This is a genomic window from Borreliella burgdorferi B31, from assembly GCF_000008685.2.
In the GTDB taxonomy this organism is placed as follows: domain Bacteria; phylum Spirochaetota; class Spirochaetia; order Borreliales; family Borreliaceae; genus Borreliella; species Borreliella burgdorferi.
The window spans coordinates 12,009-30,651 of sequence record NC_000954.1 but is presented as its reverse complement, the minus strand read 5'-3'; the positions used below and the strand labels follow the sequence as shown (position 1 = coordinate 30,651).

The window sequence follows — 18,643 nt, the reverse complement described above, 5'->3', positions numbered from 1 at the left end:
TTACAAAAATCTTTGATTGCCAAAGTGAACACTTCGCTCTCTATATCCTAAAGACAACATCAAATATGCTGCAGATATTGCATCAAGAGCATCATCATGGGTTTTGCTATCCCCCTTATACGAATAAATATCATTAAATACAGAAGAACTACTGTACTTTGTAATATAAAGTTTTTTGTAAGTAAACGGCGTAATTAACATTGTTATTCTGCTAAATTTATTAGACTTTGGCTTAACTGGAACAATTCTAAAATATTGGCTTATATTATTTCTTAGCAAGATGTATTCGCGGGTCAATCCACCAGCACCTTTTGTATTATCTCTATCCTCTAAATACAGTGTATGCACATTGAAATTTTCTATAACGGTCTTTACCATATTCATAATATAAGGATCATTGGCTGGTCGTTGGTCTTGAAATACAAAAGCATAATACTTATCATCAACTCGCTCCATAACACATAATGCAGTGTTATCCCCTCCAACACTAAATGCTGGGTCTAAATATGCTATCGGGCTAGTAAATATATAATCATCAGTAATATTTATTTGTGTAAAAATTGAATCAGTGCTTGCTATCCACTCACCTAGCAAAACTCTTGCTTTATATGATGGTATATCTTTATAGAGTTTTTCTTGTGTTTCGATAAATCCTTTACTAAGTAGCACATTATCATAAGTTGTAAAATTATATATCTTAAATGTCGCTATATTATCAATATAATCGGTTTTAAAATAGTGTTCTGGATGATCAGGATTAGTATCAAAAATAATAGTTTCTTGCCCGCATCTTAGTCTTTTTAAGACCTCCTCTAAAGTTTGCTTGTGTAAAGTTGTAGCCTCATTAACAAAAATAAGTGCTGAATTACTTCCCCTAAATCTTTCAAAATCACTTGCCTTATCTCCACCATATAGATTAATACGTAGTGAATCAATCAGAATATATGAATTATTTGTATGTCTTGGGATATAAGGAATTTTAAGAAGTTTACATAGCTTTTCAAATTGTCCTAAAACATTAACTTCAACTGAGCGTTGTGAATTCCCAATAATGAAATTATTAGTATCACTAGAGTATAACTTTTTATTTTCAATTAAACTTTTTAGAAAAAGATAACATGCAAGATACGTTTTGCCACTAGCTATGCCTCCGCTGAGTATAATCTTTTTTTCATTATTCTTTTTAATACTTTTTATCACATTTTTTTGTTTTAAAGTTAACTGTTTTTCTTCAAACTTATCAAAATTAATTGAAGAATTTGCTAGCTTTACAAATTGTGATATGTCAACTCCATATTTATTTTTGTATTCCTTTTGTAGTGTTGTAAAAAGTTTTGTTTGATATAAGTTCACTTGTTCCCTTTACTATTTTTGTAGTTGCTTTTACTTTCAGCTTCATGAGCAGTTGTAAGTTTTTTCATACATTCATAGTAAAGCTCCATTTCTCTTATTGAGCACTCCTTTACATATTCATCAAGCTCGCTTTTTAAAGAATTAATTTCTCCATTAACAACTTGCTTGTTTTTTTTACTACTTGCTTTATTTAAAGCGTCAATTTCGGCTCTTAAATTTTCTATTTTAGTATGCATACTAACAAGCTCAACACTAGAATATTGCTTAAATGCATTTATAAATCCTAATTCTAAATTAGCCCGCTCTAAATCCAATTCGCTTCTAACTTTCCTAGCGTTAACTTCTGATCTAAAGGTTTGCGACAAAAGGTGTTCAAAAGTATCTTCACTAATTGTTACTCTAGAATCCTCGCTAACAGAAGTTTCTCCACTTTCCCATTTTTGTCTCATTCTCCACACATTTACCCTAGAAACTCCCAATTTAACCGATATTTCTCTATCATCTAACGATCCTTCTCTAAAGTATGCAACATAATCATTAAAAGACCTTTTAGCTCTTTTCAAAACAATTTCTCCTAAAATAACTAAATTAACAAATTGTTACTCTAAATAGTAAATCAATTTGTTAATTGTTAACATTAACTATTATCTTATTGATATCTATTGACAGGTGTTTGGTATTTTTTTGACTTTTATTGATTTAGAAATAGCAATTAACTAATTTATTGAATTTTGCAACAACTTGACTATATAAATTAGGGAAAATCTTTTATTGTTTTAATTAGATCATCGCTTGTAAAAATTCTCTTATCATAGTTGTGTATCCTTATAAATAGTATATCTTTAAATTCGTTGATCATAATTAATTGATATTGTTTTGAAACTTTTTGATAAATATGGTTAAGAATACCATAAACAGCCCCCAAAAATATCATGGAATCATACTCTCCTAATTTTTTCAAACATTTCTTTAGCATCCCTTTCTTGTCGCTATAATCAACTTGCATATTTTTGGAATTTTTATATTTTTGTATTAAATATTTATTTTTCAGAACGTCTTTAATAATTTTTTTTGTAGGGTCTATAATGTCATTTATTATTTCCTCAGTGCTTTTTCCAGTTTTTATTCCGTATTCTTGCGCTGCTTTATAAGAGCTATACATTTGACTTTTTTGTTCTTGCGTTGCTTGTTCGGTTTCATAAAGTTTATTTATTGACTTTTTTAAATCTTCACTAAGATTATCATAAAAATTTGAAATTTCATTAGTATGCATATTAATTATAGATAGTATATAAATAAACAATATTTTGAGCAATAGTTTTTGGCATTTTTTAAATGAAAGTTTTGATAGAAAACATTTCTATATTCATAACAATGAAATCTACAAAAAAATAACAGCCAGTGAACTTTTCTACTAGCTGTTACTTTGTATACGCAAATTTAGTTACACCTAAAAGCATCCAATATAATTACTGACTGTCACTGATGTATCCTTTAATTTCTTCAAATTTAGAACTATCTTTAAGATATTTTTTAACTTCTTCTAATTTTGATTTTAATTTTTCTAAATCTTCTTTAATTTCGCTAACATTTACACTTTCTTTTAACTTAGGCTCTTCGTAACCAGTATATGGTTTATTGCCTTCATTTAATTTAGTTCTTAGCGCGTCCCTAGCATCACTCAATTCTTTCAATAATTTTCCTAATCCTTCGTCTTCTGATTCCTCTTCTAACCCCTCCCAAGTTTCGCGTATAGAATTATTGCCATTGGTAAAATCATCATACACAGGCCCAGTAATTCTATCTATAACGCCTTGTGGGCCTACAGTCGTTTGCCATTTTATAACATCAATATTTTCATTGATCTCATCTATTTTAGCTATAAGTGTTTTAATTTGGTTATCAACTTGCCTTTTTTCTTCCTCTTCTTGTTGTCGTTTTTGTTGTTCTGCCTCTTCTCTTTCTCTTTTTTCTTTTTCTGCTTTAGCTTTTCTTTGTTGCTCTTCTTGATGTCTTTTTTGTTCTTTTTGTTGTTCTTCTTCTTTAGCTTTAGCTAATTCTTGTTTGTTTTGTTCGTCTATTATTTCTTTTTCTTTAATGTTTTCTTCTGTATTCTCTTGTTTTTCTTTATTTTCTTCAACTTTAGCTTCAGCTTCTTCTACTTTTTTTTCTTGTTGACCATCACTTTGTTCTATTGCTTTTAATACTAATGCATTATTGTGAATATTTTCCGGCAATACTGGTGGCGGATTTATTCCACTGCCATTAGGATCATCGCCCTGCATTAATTCTTCTTTTTCTTCTTCTTGTAATTTTTTTGCTACTTCATCTACTTTTGTACCACTTGAAGCAATTTTATCCTTTACTGGATCTAAAATCTTATTTACAAATCCTTTAATTTTCCCTTCTGAATTTTGTTTTATATCTTTACCAGTTGCAAAATTCTTGCAAGAAATTATCAGCGCAAAAACAGCACAAATAATCAATGTTTTTTTATTCATAATTATTCTCTCCTATATTTCTAAATTCTATTTTAAATTTTTTTTAAGCACTTCTAGTGGTATTGCATATTCAGCTGTTTTATCTCCCCCCACACCGTTATTAATTTTATCTCCTAAAAACGCAATATGTTCAGCACCATTAATACTTTCTATTTTTGTTATGATCTCTTTGTTTTGGATACCATTTGCACTACTTTGTTCGTACTTATATCCATAATACAAACTAGTTTTAAATGATCCGCCTTTAGTCATTGCTTTTATAAAGTTATTAACTTCTGATTCTTTTAATGAAAAGAATGTAGCCGAATGTCCCCCAGCGTTTAAACCCGTATCAATACCATTTTCTTCTTTTCTTACAACTAAATCTCCTAGGTCTGTCCAGTTACTATTATTATCTTTATTTTTAATTTTTACAGTAAATTTAGAGAATTCTATTTTTTTAAGTTTTAACTCACCATTACTTTGCTCATCATATAAAGTATGGTTTATCTCACCACTACTTTGCTCATCATATGAAGTATGAATTTTGCAAGCACCTATAAGTATAAAAACAGCACAAACAATAAACATTTTCATTTTCTTATTCATAAATTTCTCCATAAGTCCTAATCATACCACAACAGCTAATAATTGCAATATTTCAAAGATTTAAATATATAATTTTGTTACATTCAGCTATTACATATTAACAAAACTCAAATGTAATTTTAACCAACTCCCAAAAATCTCTCCATTGCAAATGCCCGGCTCATTACAAAAGACTACAAAACACATACAAATTAAATTTCAAAGTCTTTGCTATATATCACTTAAAGTATCATGTCTTTCTTAAGTCCACCCCTTAAAAATTGCCTCTTCTGTTTATCACAGCCACTCCACAACCCAAATTTCGCATGCAATGAGAACACCATAAATTTGACTAAAATTTTAGGGTTTTGATAAAATATAAATTACATTTTTATTAAATTTTTATTACTTTTACTTAATTTAAAAGTAACACTTCAAAGGAGAGGATTTTATGGATACTAATAATTATTTTAATTTAAATAATTTCGATACAGATTTGATGCACAAATTCTTAAAAGACTATCAAAATGTATTAAATGAAAACAAAATTCTTAAAAATTCACTAAAAATTTCTTCTAAGCCTACTAAAAAAGCTTCAAAACCAACTCCAAAGTTTTATTTGAATCAAAAAATTATCAAAATAATTGAAAAATGTGTTAAAACATTAAAATAAATTGACCCAATTTCTGGTTGGTTTTTAAATCTACTGGCAATAAGTGGCTGCAGAGGTGCCGAGCTGCAAAAAGTAAAAATGCAAGATATTACTCCCTTTTTAAGCAAAACTGGAGAAACTTTTTACAATATAAAAGTAAATGTAGCTAAAAAAAGAAATGTCACTTGCATTAGAGAAATTGTCATAAAATCTGTAGAATTTGATGCTATTCAAAAAGCTCACGAAAATTACTTTAATGAAAAAAATCTTGACTCTCGGCGTACTTATCTTTTCCAAAAAACTAAACATAAATTTAAAGATAATCAAATTAGCATTATCCATATTTCTAATAAATTCAAAAATCTTCTCAAAAAGTCAGGATTTCGTGCTAATAAATCACTTCATTTATTTAGAAATTTGTTTATTTCATATTTAAAATCTAATGGTTATAATTCTTTTCAAATTAAAGAACTTATGAAATATCATTCAACTTCCGAAATTGATAATATTTATGGACTCTCTGCTGCTAATAAAATTCACGCTTATAAATGCATGCAAAATAACCTTAAACTTTAAAAAAACTACTTTAGTCTAAATATACGCTTTGAAGTTACTTTAAATATTTTCCCACGAGGTTTCAAGTCAAGTGAATCATATAATATTTCTTTATTTTTTGTTGCTATAAAGTGATATCCATTAACCTTATCGATTTTAACTTCGCTTATTTCAAATTCATTGGCTGCACCTAAATAATTTAAAGACTCATATCTCACACTACTTCTAATTCCGTAATAATTAAGTATCATACATGGATTTATAATAAAACAATTACTCTTAATGTACCCAAGTCCTATAAATCTATAATACGCTGCATTTATCTCATAAGCATTAAATTCACATTTCTTAAATAGGCTTGTATAATAATGTAGACACAAAAAGTAACAACCCCACCTTTGTATCTCTGGGCGTAAAGTTCTATTATCTTGTTTTATTTTATTAATAAGCATTAATTAATCCTCCTATATTAAATTTATTTTTTTAATTTTTTAGTGCTCCCATTCACATGGGGACACTGACACTATTTGCAAATGCTATATTGCTAGGGAAAAATACTGTACCACTTGTTGGTAGTAGTCCCTTTAATCTATCTGATATTGCCCTTTTCTTAGGGTCAAGAGTAAACACAAACTCTCCAAATTTATAATTTAACTGCTCAATTAGTGGATATGTATTCGTAATATTGTAAATTAGCATCTTCAACCTATCTTTAATGGGCTTTTCTCTTTTTTTATTTTCGTTTTGGATTCTATTTAATTCTTTTTGTAGACTATCAATCTCCATTAAATCATACGCAAGATTTTCAGCAAATTGATTATCCTTAATTTCAAGGTCTGCACAATCAACATATTCTATAAATTCTCTTACCCAATCAAACTCAACTTCAGAACTATAAAAATCACTCCTTTCTACTAAATCTTCAACAAGTTTTATAAACGTATCCTCGTTAAAATTATGTGCCATTAAGTATTCCTCTCTATAGTTACTATAAATATCTTTTTTCAAATTTATAATTTCTAATTCACATTTATTAACAAATTCAAACACTTTTGATATTAAGGCCTCATCTCTTTTAATCTTACAGTTAATTGGTGCAGCATCTATTAAAAAGAACAAATTACAATACTTAAGCCCAGTGCATGCTAGCTGTATTTGTGCTTGTACATAATATTTGAAAAAATATTTACTGCTTAAAAAATTGCCATTTTTATTGTCCTCAGCAATAGCACTACTCATATAATTAGAGTCGCTACTTTTAATCTCTAATAGTTCTAAATCGCCATTATTATTAATAAACCAGCCATCAATTGTTGAGCCCACTAAAGTTTCTGAACTGCCCATTTTTTTGAAATAATTATACTTATCAACACCGTTGGCATATTTATTTTTATATAAAATATCAATATTATCACCGTATGCTTTAACAAACTCTCTAAATCCTAAATTCTCTAACTCTTTGCCCTTGAGCATATATAAATTCTCTTCAAAAGATAGGCTCATATCAAAATATTTAAGCACTCTGTTTATCATTAAATCTTTCAGCCCAGCACCTCCAACAAGAATATTACCTACTTCACTAGCACCGTATTTATCTAACTTGTTTCTTTGCACACTAAAATCAATATTGCGATTAAATCTAAAACATTCTTGACTACTTATTCCTGGTAATTTCTTACCTATCTTACTTAATTTACTTTTTTCTTTAATGGGAGAAGATTTTTCCTCAAATATTTCACAACCAGTAAAACTTTGTTGATTAATACTTATCATTTTGAGCTCTCCTTGAATATTTTCTTGTGGATTATTATTGTTTGAAAGATTTTCCATCTTTTTCCTCCTTATTTTGTAATAAATAATTACATAGCAAAAACTATTTTTGACAACTTTTTTACAAAAATTTTTACAAAAAAATAGTTGGACTTATTTAAATTCTCTTGTTAAAGAACTTAGCTAAACCCAACTTAATTGGATTTTTTTGATAGCAATATATTTTTTTAGCTATACATATACATATGTATAACAAAAATTATTTTTGTCAGGCTTTTTACAGAAATTATTATAATAAATAAAAGCTTTATTAAATTCTCATGTTAAAGAGCTTAAGAAAGCCGCTGGCTTAGCTCAATTTATTTTAGATAAACTCACTAAACAATTAAATTCAGTTCAATTTAGAATTAAAATTATTTTGTATTTGTTAAAATAAAAGAACCTATTTAAATTCTCTTGTTAAAAAATTCAAATAAGTTCTACTTTAAAGCTATATACTAACTTATTACTTTATAAAATTTTAATCATTCTTAATTTAAAAAATGCTTATTGAATATAGAATAAATAATTGGAGCAAGCGTTATTCCCATTATTAAAATTACTTGTATTGTTCTATTACTTGCAGTAAGTTCGTTTTTTAAAACATTTATTTTATTATCTAGGCTAAATATATCCTTTTGTAAGGTTTTTTCTACACTATCTATTTTAGTATTCAAGCTAGATATATCTTTTTGCAAAGTTTTTTCTACATTATCTATCTTAGTATCTAAACTATCTATTTTAGAATTAAGTTCATTTTTAACACTATCTATTTTAATATTTAAATTCTTCTCTACATTATCTATCTTAACATTTAAATTCTTTTCTACATTATCTATCTTAGTATCTAAACTAGATATGTCTTTTTGCAAATTCTTTTCTACATCAATTATTTTCTCTTTTAAAACCTCATAGTTGTAATTATCATTATGAAGAAAAACAAAATCTATTGCCTCTTCACTAAATCCTATGTTTAAAAATTCATTTTTTATGCTTTCTATATCATATGTTCTGTGCACCAAATTTCTCATAAAATCCTCTTAATATCCTTTTAATTGTTTATATTTTTTTAAAAGCTTATTAATCAAATCTGTTTGACTTTCAAGAAGTTCTTCCAATAAAAACCCAGTAAACTTCCCATTTTTTTTATAAAAATCATAACTTTCTTGCTTTTTAAGTTGAAACCTTAAAGGCTTTATTGGATTTTGCCTAGATTTTTTAATAACATTGTTACTTTCCAATTGTTTAATTGTTTTTTCAATGCCATTATTAGCAATAAAATTATAGTCAATAATACCTTTTTCTACGCCCGATACTATTTTTATATATTTATATGCTTGAGATTTAGCGATTTTAAAATCAGCTAAAAAGCTATAAAAATTTTTATATCCGTCTAAAATATACAGTTTTTTTTGATTAATCGCATTTAATATTTTTGCTGTTTCTATTTTATTATAAATATCATCCGTTGTTAGAGTTTTTAATTTGTCTTTTAATCTCAAATATTCTTCTTTATGAATTTCTTCTAATGACTCCATTTTAGACATATTTTCCTTTATATCTATTCTTTTGGTTATTATCATTTTATTTTTAATGCTCATGCAAACTCCTTATTTGTCCATTACTGGATATATTTTATTTGTTATTTTATTTTTAACATTTTATCTAAAGATTTTTTATATTCTTGATAATAGTCTGTTTTTGAAGAAAATTCTTTTCTATAAAACAGCACTTTTTTGATATCATCTCTTTTAGGAATAACTCCTATTAGATTTTCTTTATATCTATTCTCCAAATTAAATATTATTTCCTTATCTATGTTTTGTCTCTCTAGTGCCCCCGTCACTAAAAAATAAGGTGTAATATCATTTCTATAAACTTTATTTATTGCATCTAATATTAGATCTATACTTTCAACTGCCCATAAATCGGAATTAATTGGTATTATTAAATAATTGGTAATTACTAAAGCATTGTTTAAAAGATGTCCTAAGCTGGGATTTGTATCGATTATCACATAATCATATTTAGATTTAATAGTCAAAAGTCTTTTTTCTAAAAGGTTGTCTTGTAATGGTATGCTTTCTGAATTAAAAACAGATAATTCTAAGGAACTGGGAATTATATCTAAACAATTAGATACTGTAAAAATGCAATTTTCTATATATTTTCTTTGTTTAAAAACTTCATAAAGATTGTAATTTTCGACATTCACATTTTGTTCTTTTAATTTAAACAAAAAGTAACTAGTAATACTGGCCTGTGGATCACTATCAATTATCAATACTTTATGTCTTTCTTTAGCTAAAATATTGCCATAAAATAAGGCACTTGTGCTTTTACCAACACCGCCCTTGATTGACGCTATTGTTATTATTTTAGGTTTTTTATTATCCATTTTATTAACGGTCCTTGCTCCGGGTATTTTTTCCCATAAAATTTATATACTTGTTGTTCTAAATCTGCAAACATACTAAATAAAACTTTGTTGTAATGATTATTTGTTCTTTTTTTATCCAATAAACGATATAGCCCCTTAAAATAGCAAAAAACACTTCCGGCTTTAAATCTAAATTCCATATAATATGCTCTTGCTAATGCATATGCTTTTCTAGTTCCATTTATTTTATACTTTATTAAAGGTTTTTTGATTGGTTTTCTATAGCCATAAAAAATACCAATAAACTTATCTCCTTCTTTAATTGGGTATAAGTGAGTTTCTTCAACAATTCTTTCCCCATTAAATAGGGCCCTTAATGATAGTCTAAATTCATGTTTTTTTTCATATACTCCAAATTTGTAAATGTCCATCATTATTTTTGTATGGTACATTGCTTTACCATTTTCTTTTTCAATTAAAATAAAGCGTTCTTTATTTTGACATTCAACTTTACATTTGCCCTTTTTTATAGTTTCAATAGGCTCCATTGCACTTTCCATATTTAAATCCTCATATAGCCTTTATGTTAAATTCTTCTGTGGTTAAAGAATTTTTTTGTTTTCTTATTATTTCCAATAATTCAAGATAATATGTACCAAATACTTTATTGTATTCTATTTTCTTTTGGTTATTCAAATATTTTTTGGTAATTGGCTTTAGAATTTCAATATTTGTTTCTTTTTTTAGTTGTTCAATAAGGATATTGAAAATATTTTCCTTTAAATTTTGATAATTTTGTTGAGAATTTTCTTTTTTTCTTTCAATCGACTTTTCTAATTTACGCTTTATATTGTTTAAATCGCTATATTTATGATTTTCAATAATAAAGTGGGGCTTATATTTGTAATTTTCGTATACTTTTTGTAAATTTATTTCTAATTGTTTGGGATTGTACCCGTTTTCTTCTAATTTTTTCCTAGTGTTGTGTAGAATTTCTTTTAATTTTTTTTGTTTTTCTTTCATGCAAGATTTTTTTATATTGAATTTTTTTATTAGGGCAATTTCATTTTGTTTTAAGATATTTATTGCCTCAATCTTAGTATCTTTATCAATATTTAAATACAAAATAGAAAGAGCTTCTTCCGTTTTAAAGTTACAATTATTGAAATAATTTCTTAGTTGATATTTTTCTATTTCTTTAATCTTTCTTTCTTCTTTTGTATTATTATTTTTATTATTTAAACACTCCACTGAATTTACACTACTATTTTTAGAAACATTGTCTTTAAAATGGTTATTAACTCTAGATTTAAATCTAGAGTTTTTTCGTTCTTTAAAGTACTTGTTGATTTTCTGGTAACATTCTTTTTTGGGATACTTTAGTTTATAGTAAATTTCAGTTCCACAATTTACACCCATGTGTTGGTAGTAATTAGTTGTAACTTTTAGTACTTTTTCTAATTTGTAAAGATAATTTTGCATTGTTCTTAGTGTAGTGGGAGCTAGCCCATTTCTTTTTAGATTTTCGTTAAAGCAGTAGAGTATGTTTTGTTGTGTGTATTTTTTATCTTTTTTGTTTAGAAAATCTAGCGTTGAAGTAAGAGATATTAATTTGTGTTGGTGTTTGTTGTGGCAAGTTGGAATTTTTGTTTTATTTGGGAAATTTTGCATTTTTTTTCTCCGTTTACATGTATTAGTAATTACTAATATAGTGCAAAATTTTGATTTAAAAGTAAATACTTTTCTAAAAAAATATTAAATTTTAATTATTAATTTTGTTAAATTAATATAAAAATTTGTAATTTAGTAAAAATATAAATTGATTTTAATTCTAAGTTGACTTATACTACAAATAGCGTAGTAAAATGTTCGCATTTTTTCTACCGTTTATATGAATTTACAAGAAATAAAGATATGGGCTTAACTAAGTTCTTTAACAAGAGAATTTAGCTAAGCCCGCACTTTTTGTAAAAATTTTTTGTAAAGAAGTTGGCAAAAATAGTTTTTGCTATATACTTATATTTATTAATACATATAAACGGAGGAAAAAGATGGAAAATCTTTAAAACAATAATAATCCACAAGAAAATATTCAAGCAGAAATTAAATTCTTAAATGATATGAAAACCCTAATGAAGAACTTGCCACGTATTGACAAAAGTCTTAAAGGGTACGGATATAAGTATCAGGATTTCAATGACATATTAGAAGAAATTGAAAACGTTATTGAAAAGCATAATTTGGATCTTATGTTTAGGCAATTTCCAACTTTTACACATGATCCATATGGTATAGTTCATGTTATTAGGACCACATTCTACAGCACAAGCAGTGGGTATAGAGAGTCATTTGATACCCCAATTCTTACAGAAAATTTGCAATGGAACAGTGAAAATGGTTCTAAAAATGTAAATACATTGCCACAATTTGTTGGTTCAGCTATTACTTATTTCAAAAGATACGCTTTAGTTGCATGTCTTAATATAAAAAGCGAAATGGATACTGATGCAGCACCTATTTACAATAATTATGAAAACAGAAATTCTATGCCTAACAAACAAGTTAGTGTTAATCAAAAGTAAGAACAAAAAAGAGAACAAAAACAAGAGATTAATCAAATTCAGAAAAATAATATTATTCAAAACCAGAAAAGAGATATTAAGCAAGAATAAAAAAAAGATAGGTTTTATTATTACAGTGTTTTTAAAGAAGCGTTGTCTAATATAAAAGATTGGGTAAATAGCCCTACAACAAAAGATAATATAAACTCAATTATTCAAAAAATAAGCTTTATTCAGAATATAGACCCCAATAATGTTGATGATATCAAGAAAATTGAATCTGATTTAATCTCGTATTTTGAGAAAAATAGTGATTTTAAAAGTATAAACTATTGGGCGGAGATTATAAAAAACTATTTCAAGAAAAATAATAGATTAAAGGATTTACAAGATTTTGAAAAGTTTGTGTCGTTTAAGAGGACTGCTTATGGCCCTAGTCCATTAATATTCTTTAGTGTCTTAAAAGAATATGAACGGTTTGATTGCATATTTGCAGCATAGCGAATTCTTATATGGTGAAGCCCCCACATGGGGGCTGCGATATTATTGCTGAGCTTGGCAGGTACTACTTGCACTAGTTGCAAAACTATCTATACCGCCACCAAGAGCCCCCTTAACCACCTCTTTGAAGGTGCTTTTTTGTTGTTCAGAATTATCCCCAGTACACTTATCAAGTTCACTCTTTATATGATTAAGTGCACCTTTTATTTTGTCTTCGTCATATCCTAAAAATTTATCAAATTCTCCAGCACCAGTTAAAGCGGTTTTTAACCAGTCAAGATGTGTTTTTTGGTCTTCAGATAGCTTTTCTCTAAGCAGGTCTTCTTTAGATTTTGGTTTTTCTTGTGTTGCTTCTTTTTGGGTTAAATCACGTTTTTGTCTACTTTTTGTTTGGCTAGTATTAGTATCATTAGAATTACAGCTGTTTAGCATTAGTAAAAATAAACAAAATAATATGTTGATAATTTTCATTGTTATTCCTTTTTTTATTATTAATATTCACTTAATCAATTATTAATACTAAATATTGGATAAACAATTATTATTTGAATTGATATGTTTTAAGTGAGGTAGTAGCTATTTAGAAATGAAAGCAAATATTAGCCCTGCTATCATTGTGATAGACATTGCTCCCATAATTCCCAATACCCATTTAAGCATTTCTGAAAGAGACATTAAATTCTTTTCTACATTGTCTATTTTAGCAGTAAGTTCATTTTTAACACTATCGATCTTAGCATTAAGTTCGCTTTTAACACTATCTATTTTGACATTTAAATTCTTTTCTACAGTATCTATCTTAGTATCTAAACCATCTATTTTTAGATTTAAATTCTTTTCTACAGTATCTATCTTAGTATCTAAACCATCTATTTTTAGATTTAAATTCTTTTCTACATTGTCTATTTTAGTATTAAGTTCGCTTTTGACACTATCTATTTTAGAAATAAGATTATCAAATTTTATATCAAATTGTTTTTCTAAATTTTCTAAATCTCTATATGTTAGCTCATTGTGATAATATCTTTTAGATAAATCTTGTGCTATTAATTGTTCCATGCCCAGTCTAATAAATTCTTTATATATTTGTTCTTGAGTTACACTTGCAATATTTGTTGACACTGTTTCCATAAAATTTTCCCTTATGGTCATATTATACACTATTTTAGATTAATTGGCTTTAGAGATTTTTATATGTAAAATAGAATTTCTTGCAAGAAAAACCTTTTTGTAATTTACATTTTTAACTGGGAATATTTATTATAGACTTTTTCCGCTATTGGTTTTGTTTTTTTAATGTACTCTAAATATATGTTGATATTATGTCTTACCGCAGTTATGGAGTGTTCGTCTTTTAGTGCTGATAAGTCTGGATAAGGATATTCTGGATAATTTGGATCATTAACTTTAACTTTTGTTTTAGCTAAAAATGTTACTAGGTAAATAACATACTCTGAAAGTTGTGTTTCATATTTAGCTAAAGATTTTAGTGTTGGAATAATTGGCGGGTTTGGCTCTTCTGGTAGGTTGGCAATAGTGGTGCAACATAGTAGCAAAGCAATTAGTAGACAATGCAATCTTTTAAGCATTTTCACCTCTTTTAAGTATTTTGATATATTCTTTCATGATTTTGTTACGTGTTGCTTTAAGTGAAGTGATAATTCTTTTGCTTTTATCAGTAGAGATAGCCTCTATTATCTCAATGTTATATTTTAAAATGTCTTGTATTTCTTCAAATATTTTAGTTGACTCAGCTGTTTCCATAGATTTTAGTGTGCTTATATATGTTTTGTAGAAAAAATCTATTACTTTACTAAAAGTATTAATGTAATTATGATCTATGTTTGTATCAGTTTTAGCTATGTTAGTTAAGCTGGATAGTAAATTAAGTCCTAAACCAATAGTGTTATTTTGCATTATTTGTTCTTTCCTTATAGATAGGTTTTCCTTCCTGATTGAATTTCAGATCATTAGATATTTTGAGATTTTTTTCATCAGAATTAACTAAGTCAATGCATTGATTGATTTTTTCATTTAATGGAGCGAGTGCCGCATTTATTGCTGGGGTTAATGCACTCTCAAGTCTTTCCATATTTGCTGTATAGATTAATTTATAATGAGAATACAGCTCATAAACCAAAAAGAATCCTTTATGTGCAATTTCATCAAATTCATCTTCAAATTTAGAAAATATATCAATAAGGGTTGATAAAGACGTAAGTCCAAGCTCAACATTATCTTTGGATAATTTCATAAGTTAATCTCTTTTTTTAATGTGATTTTTGCCATTACCATTGCCATTCTTAAAAATCTTGCCTATTACAATAGTCAATATGTCTTTTAATAAAGGCTTGAGAAGAATTAACACTCCTAAAACCAATACTGTTACAAAAATCATTACGGCTATAAGTTTAATTTCATTTAAATTGATAAGAAGTTCTGTTAATTTAATAGTATCCATTTTTTAATCCTTTATTTTAATTTTTTATTTGTATATACATTATATCAAAATCGTAATTTTTGCTAAAAAAGTTTGCAGCTTTTAAAGCTGCGGGATGGGGCCCCCTGATAGGTAGGCTCTTTTTTGAATATACCATCCTTTATACATGGGAAATCTACTAGATAGTCCTTGGGGGAGCGTCTGATTGCTCATAAGCCATACTTGTTTCACTTTCATCGGAATATCTTAGATAAAGTACTTTACTCTCGCTATTACTGTAGTGTTCTGCGTCAAGCTCAATATCAAGGTAAATGGGGTCATTATCCTTATATTTATAAAAAATAAGAGTTGCATTATTAGTGTGCTCCAACTTAATAGTTATTGATTTGTTCTTGTAGTCAGACGAATAAAGCGTTGGTCCGTATGCAAAATTTCTTCCATGTGAAAAATCTGATGGTGCTCCAAGCAGTTGTTTTGGAACGGGTGTTTTTTGAATACTTGAAGAAGACATTATCAAAAGATCATCATTTCTAGATAGAGTGGCTGATGATATGCTATTTGTAAGGCGTGATTTAATTTTACTAAAAAGGTTAGAAATATTAGTAGAATCGTTGTTAATTAATTTGTCCGTTATTTTAGCATAAATTGTTTCTACAAAATCTGTATTGGCTGCAAGTTCTTCGGCAATTGTAGACTTAATTATCTGCTTAAAATAGTCTAATCCTTCTCCTTTAAATATTTTGTCTTTAGAAGCATCTAAAAAGTTTTTAAAGGTGATAGCATTACTGCTTGCAGCTCCATCATCAAGCAGTAAAAGATCAGTATTGTTAACGGTCGTAACCTTATTTAAATCTTTTATTTGAACCGTTTCTTCTTCATCAATTAGTAATTTTTCTTGATCATCAGCCATAAAACCTCCTTAGTTGTTAAAAGTTATAATATTGTTACCATCTGTATTATTAATTTTGAGAACTCTACCAATAGGAATAATTCTCTTTATAAAAGCATAAATTGAATGATCATAGCCTTTAGGAAGTGAGTTAAATACTAAAGCTTTTTTAGATGCAGCGTATCCCGGCTTCTTTTCTCTAAGAATTATCTTTTTTTAGTCGTTTTCCTTTCTTAGTGCTAGGCGAAATAAATGTAGTAAAGTTTGTTTTTATTACCCCTTTTAAAGAGATATCAATAACCCCAGCTTCAGGAGTAGTAACTTCAATATCCACATTTAAAAAGGTCTTGAAAATCAGTCTAAATGACTCATCAGTGCCAATATGACGTAAAGCAAAAATAACACTATTAATATTGCTTGTAATACTTTGTAAAGTTTGAGTTTTTGCATAAAAGATAGATAAAACTTGAGATATCCATATTGCAATATATCTTGATTTTATATTTTCTATTACATTAATGGACATGAAGTTGGAATTAAGGGACTTAAGTTCATTAAGCAATGCTTGTGCATATTCTGTTTCTGTACGTATAAATTTATGAATTTCGGTGTTTTTGAAAAGATTGGGTATTTTCATATTTGTTAACTATCCAATATCAATAAGCAATCTATCTGTCGTATTGAAAAGTAGCATTGTGTCATCATTAATGGCAATATCTTGATTTTTTTTAAAATCGCTATCACCAATTTTTGTAATACTCTCAGTGTCTGTATCTTTAATACAAGCACTTATTTCCATAAACTTAATTCCTTTAACTTCATTAACTGGAGCAAAAAAGTCTTGATATTCAAAGCTAATTCCCATATCAGAATAGTTATTTAAAATAATCCTAGAATAAATGTCCCTAATTTGAGAGTCTATGTTTAAGTAGAGATAGTTTTTAAGGTCAAGTTTATACTTTACTTTCATATAAACATATTTTCTTTTCCCTAGTGATATTTTATAGGATTTACGTTGTCCAGTTGAATTGAGACCATCAATTTCTATGTCTCCCTCAAGTAAAGTACCACTAGGAGTTGTTAGATATAATGTTTCCCAAAGTTTTGCTTTAAATTCAGAACTATTAATGTTAGATTTACTAGTGTCTAGTAAAGTTTCCTTTAGAATTAGATATATGTTGGCTTTACCAGCTGCACTTTTAATATTAGTGTACTCAACCTCATCAAGATTAAGTAAAGCCGTGCGAACCGCGCTGTAAGTTGTGCTTTTGGAAGAAATGTGTTCTTCAATAGCAGCCCAATAAGTGCCACCCGGTTTCATTTTAGAAAAAAAGAGATTAAGCTCATTAATTATTTCTTCTTCAATTAATGCTAAAGAAGACGCAATAATGTTATAAATTGAGCTTTGATTATCATCAATATTAATCCCATAATTTACACGCAAATATTCTCTTTTCGATCTTACAATATCCTTAATTGTACGTTTTAAAATGCCAAAATCAGAATCAAAAACGATGCTCATAAATTAAACTCCATATTCAAAACATCGCCTGAGAAAAAAAAGGATATATGCGCTTTATTGTCTTGTATAGTAGTTGAAATATTTATTAAATCTAAGTTAAGCTCTTTAGATATTTCATGAAAATAATTTTTTACAGCGTGAAGATTGTTAATTTTTAACAGTTTTAAAAGCAAGAAATAGTCCAATCCCCAATGAGGAGCATAGCTTAAACTACCCCTTAAGGTTTTTAAAAATATCAAAAATCTTTGTTTTTGTTCTTCAATTCCATCAACAAGTGATAAATCGTTATTAAATACCAATTCAAAATTATTGCCTAATCTTAAATCCATACTATTAATTATACCATAATTAGCAAAAATTACTTGAACAAACTGTTAATATCATAATTAATTTTAGTGGTTGCTATTTTTAGGCTGACTGGTTCAATTACTGGGCCTCCTTGTGTGGTTGCTATTTTTATACCCTCAATAGCACTTACAATATTTTTGAGAATTGTTTTTAAGCTAGTTGTTTGGTTAGCTATTTCAATATTATTGTTTGCTTTAATTTTAACAGTATCAGAGATTAGATTTAAAGTCTTTGGGCTAATTGCACTAAGTATATAAAAGTGATGTTTGTCAAAGTGAATATCGTTATTTTTATCAAAAATATTAACGCTTGATTGAAGCAGTAAAACGTTATCACCTTTTGATAGTTCTAAACGGATATTAGAAATATTTTTTGTGTGAATTTCTAAATCTTCAAATTCGGGTATTGTAACAATAGCTTCTTAAGTTTGATGTTTAAACCCCTTTACAGTGCCAATTTTAATTATAAAAATGTTTGAATAAATCCAATTTTTAAGGTCTTCTTGAGCCAATGCCTGGCCATAAAGGCGTTGATTCATTCTGTAAATTTCATAGTCTTCATTCAT

The 18,643-nt window shown here is 27.4% G+C and carries 20 protein-coding genes and 5 pseudogenes; 2 read left to right on the top strand and 23 right to left on the bottom strand.

The genetic code is table 11. The annotated features are described in order from the left end of the window. From BB_RS07320 to erpP, 5 genes are all read right to left on the bottom strand, one after another. Complete coding sequence (locus BB_RS07320; protein WP_010883888.1) at positions 1 to 1,353, bottom strand: PBSX family phage terminase large subunit; 1,353 nt, start codon at positions 1,351 to 1,353, stop codon at positions 1 to 3. Beyond that, complete coding sequence (locus tag BB_RS07315) at positions 1,350 to 1,916, bottom strand: DUF603 domain-containing protein (protein ID WP_044283640.1); 567 nt, start codon at positions 1,914 to 1,916, stop codon at positions 1,350 to 1,352. Before BB_RS07315 ends, BB_RS07320 begins: the two co-directional genes overlap by 4 nt. Before the next feature lie 191 nt (positions 1,917 to 2,107). After that, positions 2,108 to 2,626 carry a DUF643 domain-containing protein gene (locus tag BB_RS07310; protein ID WP_010883896.1) on the bottom strand — a complete coding sequence of 173 codons (519 nt, stop codon included), beginning with the start codon at positions 2,624 to 2,626 and terminating at the stop codon, positions 2,108 to 2,110. 196 nt (positions 2,627 to 2,822) lie between these two features. Continuing rightward, the gene (locus tag BB_RS07305) at positions 2,823 to 3,854 is read right to left on the bottom strand and encodes an ErpQ (RefSeq protein WP_010883887.1); all 1,032 of its coding nucleotides are present in this window, start codon (positions 3,852 to 3,854) and stop codon (positions 2,823 to 2,825) included. Between the two features lie 27 nt (positions 3,855 to 3,881). Further along, positions 3,882 to 4,442: a plasminogen-binding protein ErpP gene (erpP, locus tag BB_RS07300; protein ID WP_010883886.1), complete on the bottom strand. Its 561-nt coding sequence runs from the start codon at positions 4,440 to 4,442 to the stop codon at positions 3,882 to 3,884. 430 nt (positions 4,443 to 4,872) lie between these two features. On the opposite strand from erpP, the pseudogene BB_RS07295 reads away from it, so the two are divergent. Beyond that, a pseudogene (locus BB_RS07295) lies at positions 4,873 to 5,649 on the top strand (tyrosine-type recombinase/integrase). Between the two features lie 5 nt (positions 5,650 to 5,654). On the opposite strand, the gene BB_RS07290 reads toward BB_RS07295, so the two are convergent. The 7 genes from BB_RS07290 to BB_RS07260 all read right to left on the bottom strand — a co-directional run bounded on the left by BB_RS07290 (position 5,655) and on the right by BB_RS07260 (position 11,488). Further along, on the bottom strand, positions 5,655 to 6,080 hold the full coding sequence (locus tag BB_RS07290) for a DUF261 domain-containing protein (protein WP_010883885.1): 426 nt from the start codon (positions 6,078 to 6,080) through the stop codon (positions 5,655 to 5,657). Between the two features lie 52 nt (positions 6,081 to 6,132). Further along, a complete protein-coding gene (locus BB_RS07285; RefSeq protein WP_010883884.1) occupies positions 6,133 to 7,458 on the bottom strand; it encodes a DUF244 domain-containing protein in 1,326 nt (441 codons plus the stop codon). 470 nt (positions 7,459 to 7,928) lie between these two features. Further along, positions 7,929 to 8,468: a Bdr family repetitive protein gene (gene bdr / locus BB_RS07280; RefSeq protein ID WP_010883883.1), complete on the bottom strand. Its 540-nt coding sequence runs from the start codon at positions 8,466 to 8,468 to the stop codon at positions 7,929 to 7,931. Between the two features lie 9 nt (positions 8,469 to 8,477). Further along, the gene (locus BB_RS07275) at positions 8,478 to 9,038 is read right to left on the bottom strand and encodes a chromosome replication/partitioning protein (RefSeq protein ID WP_010258840.1); all 561 of its coding nucleotides are present in this window, start codon (positions 9,036 to 9,038) and stop codon (positions 8,478 to 8,480) included. A 41-nt stretch (positions 9,039 to 9,079) separates the two neighbouring features. Continuing rightward, positions 9,080 to 9,835 carry a ParA family protein gene (locus BB_RS07270; protein WP_010883882.1) on the bottom strand — a complete coding sequence of 252 codons (756 nt, stop codon included), beginning with the start codon at positions 9,833 to 9,835 and terminating at the stop codon, positions 9,080 to 9,082. Further along, entirely contained in the window at positions 9,811 to 10,377 is a 567-nt protein-coding gene (locus BB_RS07265; RefSeq protein ID WP_010883881.1) for a DUF226 domain-containing protein, read from the bottom strand. Before BB_RS07265 ends, BB_RS07270 begins: the two co-directional genes overlap by 25 nt. A gap of 10 nt (positions 10,378 to 10,387) precedes the next feature. Beyond that, positions 10,388 to 11,488 carry a plasmid maintenance protein gene (locus BB_RS07260; RefSeq protein WP_010883880.1) on the bottom strand — a complete coding sequence of 367 codons (1,101 nt, stop codon included), beginning with the start codon at positions 11,486 to 11,488 and terminating at the stop codon, positions 10,388 to 10,390. 419 nt (positions 11,489 to 11,907) lie between these two features. Between BB_RS07260 and BB_RS07255 the strand changes: the two are divergent. Beyond that, positions 11,908 to 12,879, top strand: a pseudogene (locus tag BB_RS07255) (ERF family protein). Positions 12,880 to 12,921: 42 nt separating this feature from the next. On the opposite strand, the gene BB_RS07250 reads toward BB_RS07255, so the two are convergent. From BB_RS07250 to BB_RS07200, 11 genes and pseudogenes are all read right to left on the bottom strand, one after another. After that, the gene (locus BB_RS07250) at positions 12,922 to 13,350 is read right to left on the bottom strand and encodes an Mlp family lipoprotein (RefSeq protein WP_010883879.1); all 429 of its coding nucleotides are present in this window, start codon (positions 13,348 to 13,350) and stop codon (positions 12,922 to 12,924) included. A gap of 105 nt (positions 13,351 to 13,455) precedes the next feature. Then, positions 13,456 to 14,010, bottom strand: coding sequence for a Bdr family repetitive protein (gene bdr / locus BB_RS07245; RefSeq protein WP_010883878.1), 555 nt, complete (start codon positions 14,008 to 14,010; stop codon positions 13,456 to 13,458). A 104-nt stretch (positions 14,011 to 14,114) separates the two neighbouring features. Beyond that, on the bottom strand, positions 14,115 to 14,468 hold the full coding sequence (locus BB_RS07240; protein ID WP_010883877.1) for a BBA14 family lipoprotein: 354 nt from the start codon (positions 14,466 to 14,468) through the stop codon (positions 14,115 to 14,117). Beyond that, positions 14,461 to 14,796, bottom strand: coding sequence for a BlyB family putative holin accessory protein (locus BB_RS07235; protein WP_002658486.1), 336 nt, complete (start codon positions 14,794 to 14,796; stop codon positions 14,461 to 14,463). The genes BB_RS07240 and BB_RS07235 overlap by 8 nt, the downstream gene beginning before the upstream one ends. Further along, positions 14,786 to 15,133 carry a BlyB family putative holin accessory protein gene (locus BB_RS07230; RefSeq protein WP_010883868.1) on the bottom strand — a complete coding sequence of 116 codons (348 nt, stop codon included), beginning with the start codon at positions 15,131 to 15,133 and terminating at the stop codon, positions 14,786 to 14,788. Before BB_RS07230 ends, BB_RS07235 begins: the two co-directional genes overlap by 11 nt. Positions 15,134 to 15,136: 3 nt before the next feature. Beyond that, positions 15,137 to 15,340: a holin BlyA gene (gene blyA / locus BB_RS07225; RefSeq protein ID WP_002658481.1), complete on the bottom strand. Its 204-nt coding sequence runs from the start codon at positions 15,338 to 15,340 to the stop codon at positions 15,137 to 15,139. 81 nt (positions 15,341 to 15,421) lie between these two features. Next, positions 15,422 to 16,229: pseudogene (locus BB_RS07220) on the bottom strand (DUF685 domain-containing protein). A gap of 9 nt (positions 16,230 to 16,238) precedes the next feature. After that, positions 16,239 to 16,845: pseudogene (locus tag BB_RS07215) on the bottom strand (DUF735 family protein). A 9-nt stretch (positions 16,846 to 16,854) separates the two neighbouring features. Further along, the gene (locus BB_RS07210) at positions 16,855 to 17,730 is read right to left on the bottom strand and encodes a DUF276 domain-containing protein (RefSeq protein ID WP_010883876.1); all 876 of its coding nucleotides are present in this window, start codon (positions 17,728 to 17,730) and stop codon (positions 16,855 to 16,857) included. Next, entirely contained in the window at positions 17,727 to 18,059 is a 333-nt protein-coding gene (locus tag BB_RS07205) for a DUF2634 domain-containing protein (RefSeq protein ID WP_010883875.1), read from the bottom strand. Before BB_RS07205 ends, BB_RS07210 begins: the two co-directional genes overlap by 4 nt. Before the next feature lie 29 nt (positions 18,060 to 18,088). Next, a pseudogene (locus BB_RS07200) lies at positions 18,089 to 18,643 on the bottom strand (DUF777 family protein).